This is a genomic window from uncultured Thermosynechococcus sp., from assembly GCF_938074695.1.
GTDB lineage: Bacteria > Cyanobacteriota > Cyanobacteriia > Thermosynechococcales > Thermosynechococcaceae > Thermosynechococcus.
Genome location: NZ_CALJEM010000045.1, coordinates 1 through 3904 on the forward strand (window position 1 = coordinate 1; position 3904 = coordinate 3904).

At 52.3% G+C, this 3904-nt stretch carries 3 protein-coding genes and 1 pseudogene; 1 reads left to right on the forward strand and 3 read right to left on the reverse strand.

All coding sequences use genetic code 11. The features are described 5' to 3' along the window. Positions 1-174, forward strand: a pseudogene (locus tag Q0683_RS07490) (ferredoxin:protochlorophyllide reductase (ATP-dependent) subunit N); the annotation flags it as partial. Between the two features lie 45 nt (positions 175-219). On the opposite strand, the gene Q0683_RS07495 reads toward Q0683_RS07490, so the two are convergent. The 3 genes from Q0683_RS07495 to Q0683_RS07505 form a co-directional block, all read right to left on the reverse strand. After that, positions 220-2304 carry an AMIN domain-containing protein gene (locus tag Q0683_RS07495; RefSeq protein WP_298977064.1) on the reverse strand — a complete coding sequence of 695 codons (2085 nt, stop codon included), beginning with the start codon at positions 2302-2304 and terminating at the stop codon, positions 220-222. 94 nt (positions 2305-2398) lie between these two features. Further along, positions 2399-3127, reverse strand: a complete 729-nt coding sequence (locus Q0683_RS07500) for a type 4a pilus biogenesis protein PilO (protein ID WP_298977066.1) — start codon at positions 3125-3127, stop codon at positions 2399-2401. Continuing rightward, positions 3124-3825 (reverse strand): PilN domain-containing protein, encoded by a 702-nt coding sequence (locus Q0683_RS07505; RefSeq protein WP_298977070.1) that lies wholly within the window; start codon positions 3823-3825, stop codon positions 3124-3126. The genes Q0683_RS07500 and Q0683_RS07505 overlap by 4 nt, the downstream gene beginning before the upstream one ends. Between the last annotated feature and the right edge of the window lie 79 nt (positions 3826-3904).

Here is a 3904-nt window from a genome sequence, read left to right on the forward strand (position 1 = left end):
CATGCCAATCCCCTCGAAGCCCGTGGCATCAGCACTAAGTGGTCGGTGGAGTTCACGTTTGCCCAAATCCATGGCTTTGGCAGTACTCGGAACATCCTAGAATTGGTGACCCGTCCCCTGCGGCGCCACCAAGCCCTTGCAGGACTAGGCTGGCAACAACCCATTGCCAATTGAGAACAAGAATTCCCTTCGATTGTACCGAGAGGGAACAAGCCACACTCAGAAGCGCTGCTGTGGTGGCTGCAGAATTTGGTTTTGTACCTCAGGTGGCATACTGCCCGGTGTTGGCGAGTACTGATAGCCAAACCCCGCATTCTGTGTATCATCAATGATCTTCGGTGTCACCATCACCACCAGTTCATTGCGCTGGCGCTGATTCTGTTCCCGCCGGAACAACCGCCCCAACAAGGGAATGTCCCCTAGGATCGGAACTTTTGTCACTAGCGACCGATCCTGATCCTGGATAATGCCCGCCAGCATCAACGTTTGGCCATCGCGCAGGCGAATCCGCCCCGACTCCATCCGCCGCTGCGAGAGTAGAGTACCAATGGATCCTGCTGGTGCACCGGGGAAAATAACATTATAGATACCTGCTGGCGCACTCACCTCTGGCGACAATTGCAATGTTACAAAACCGTTGTCATCAATTTGCTCCACCGTAACGTTAAAGATAACCCCCGCCGGTCGAATAATCGGCCTAATCGTCTGAGTTGCGACAGCGGCACCGCCCCCTGTACCAGTTGTCTCGGCAGTCGATTCTATACCAGAGAAAATCTCCTGAGTGAGGTTGACTTGAGCCGCGCTCCCCTCTTGAATGACCAGCGTAGGATTGGCTAAGACAACAGCATTTCCCGTCTGAAGAGATAACCGAAGTTGGGCAAAAAAGTCACTGAGGAGATTGCCCACCGGACTATTTATTGGAAAAGCTGTTAAACCAGCCGAAGACGGTGTTGTTCCACGAAGCACGGTGAGTCCATCGGGGCTAAAGATAGCCCCCCATAACGTACCACCGAAGTTTGTGATTAAGTCAATATTGGCTACACGACTACGCAACAAATTAACATCAATAAACTTGACATTCACCATCACTTGGCGCCTGCGGACATCGTACTGTTGCAAGAGTTGTATAGCCATCTCTACCTTGCGCGGGGGGCCGATGAGGGTAATTGTGTTTGTGCGGGAGTCAGCCACTGCCTCTAGACCAGCCAATAGTGTTCTTCCTTGCCCCCCCTGTTGACCACCACTGTTTGCACCATAGGCTTCCAAAATTTCTAGGCCTCCCCGTTGCTCTTCATTTTCTGTGGTAGTTAGCTGCCGGTTCAGGGAGGTCTGAGCCGTTGTTGCAGCCGCTGCACCACCACCACCGCCACCACCGACTGTGCCACCGGTATTTGCAGAAGAACTCAGCGTCCGGCTAATTGTACTTTTCAAGGTGGCGCGCAATTGATTGAGGCGAATCGTGCGGACAATTCGGTTTTGGGCATCGGGGGGTAAGTCTTGCCCCACAAAGATGGTGCGGCCTTGGCGATTAGCTTTGAGGTTGGTGACCCGCAAGATGTAGTTGAATACGTCTTGAACAGATTCATTCTCAATATCCAGGGAGATTGTGACACCGCCCGCTTGTCCACCGGCTTCGGGGAAAACAACGTTCATGTTCGCTGCACGTGCCAATAGAGAAAGAACCTCCCGCACTGGCGCCTCCCGCAGCAGTAGGCGGGGGATCCGTTCATTGGTGCCCAGTTGGATGACATCCGGATCGGCATTGAGAGGGCTAATGAGCATATCGCCAACGGGGGGCGGTACTGGCCGCGGTAGAAAAGGCGGCACAGGATTAGGGCCAGGGGGCATGGCCATGGGTTGACCACTAGGAGAAACTTGAGGACCAGCAGGGCCTTGAGCCGTAATGAAATTAATCTGCAGGCCGTTGCGTCCTTCGCGAATGACTTCACCAATGGGGGCAGCACTGATGCCATTCACGGTGACGCGGATAGTTTTGGCGTCCAGTTGCACCACTTCGACGGAGGAGATACCGGGGGCAGGGTTATCTTGGCGGAAGGCCCCCCCTTGGGGTAGGCGCAGTTGGCTATTCGCAATATCTGCGATGGAGGCATTGCCGCGATTGACGGTAAAAACCGCTGGCCGTAAATTCCCCTGCACATTGAAGAGGAGTTGGATACCGTTAGCAACGGTTACAAGGCGAATGCCGGTAATTTCAGTGGCTGCTGCCCAGGTGGACGTTTGACTTGCAGCAATGAGGGCTGTTGTGGCTACCCCTAAGCCGAGACGATGTAAAAGCTGACTCATGATACTTAACTCCTCACAAATGCCACCAAACTTACAAAAAGAGAATGCAGCTCACTTCCCGAAGACTCTACGCTAACTTTTCAGTTACTATGTCCTATTTCTGTTGCGGTTGTCCTTGCTGCTCACCTCCTTGGGGCTGCCCCTCTTGGGGGGGTGGTGCCAGAGCGGCAATTTCCTCAGGGGTTAGGGGTACATAAGACATAAGCTTAAACGTGGCAATCACTTCACCGGGCTTATCGGCAACTAATTCCATCGTCAGGTTGTTGATGACCAGGAAATTTTGTTGCCGATCAATTTCCTCCATGACCTGGATGATGCTGGGAAATGGCCCTTGAACTGTTATATTGGTAGTCTGCCTTTTTAGTTTGGCATTTAATTCGGGGCCAAGGGAGCCATCTTGGACAATTCCTGAAGCTGCACTATCGGGTTCAAAGGTATTAAGTCGAGCACCGCTTTTGAGGATAAGCCGGCTAATGTCAAGGAGAAGGGTGTCCAGGGCTTCTTGAGTGGCAAATAGCGATCGCACATCACGGTTTTCCTGTTTGGCGCGCTCTAAACCTCTGACTACATCATTGAGTTGCTTAAGGAGCACTTCCCGCTGGGATAGCTCATTTTCCTGTTGGGTAATTTCCTCCTGTAGCTTGGCGGCTGCCTCGAGCTTAGGGGCAATTAAGAGATTGCCTAAATAGACCGCTAATCCCAGCCCTACTAGGGCAATCAGTCCCCCGCTGACAACAGGTGTCAGGGTAATACCAAAGACCGTCGGATAATTCGGTGCGGATTCTTCAATTGGGGAGCCGCCAAAATCACCGGTTAGAGTCATTGCTGCACCACTCCTTTCTCTTTGAGGAATCGAATGCGCGCCACCAGTCCTTCGACACCATTGGCGGCAAGTTCTTTAAGGAGTTCCGAGGCCGGCACGCTGGCGATCGCGGTTTTGATACTGAAAGAAATCTGTCCTCCTGAGTTTCCTTCATTTTGCTGCCCCGTACGCTCGGCTTTAATTAACTGGGTGGCCTTTTTGTCAAAGAAGGGGGAGCGATTTTGCAAGAGTAACAGAAAGTCACTGACTGCCTCAAAGGAGGCGGCTGTGCCTTCAATCGTTAGCTCTTGGCCGGTTTGCCCACCTTGGCTAATTCGCCGAATTTGCACTTCCGCTGGCGTTTGCACCGCCATGCTCCGCATCACTGCCGACCAAGGTTTGACTTGATTAAATACAGTGGCAAGAGCTTTAGTTTCCGCTGAGATTTGCTCCTGCTCTTTTTTAATTTGATCCATGCGTTGCAGGTCTGGAGAAATGGCTGCGAGGCGATCCTGAATGCTTTTTTGTTTATTCGCCAGTTGTTCTAGCCAAAGGTTCGCACCTACGAAGCCAACCACAGCCAGACCCACAAAAAAGACAGCAGCTACGACCCCAATAATAATTGGTACATTACTCATTCCTTGGACTGGCGTTGCCGAACCCGCCACGCCCCCAATTGCAGGGCGTTCTTTAAGGAGGTTAATCTCAATTGAGTACATCGGGAGTGCTCCTAAGCGCCACGCAGACTAAGACCAATCACCGTGCCTAGGGCAGGGCGTTTTTCAGAAGGAATCTCTT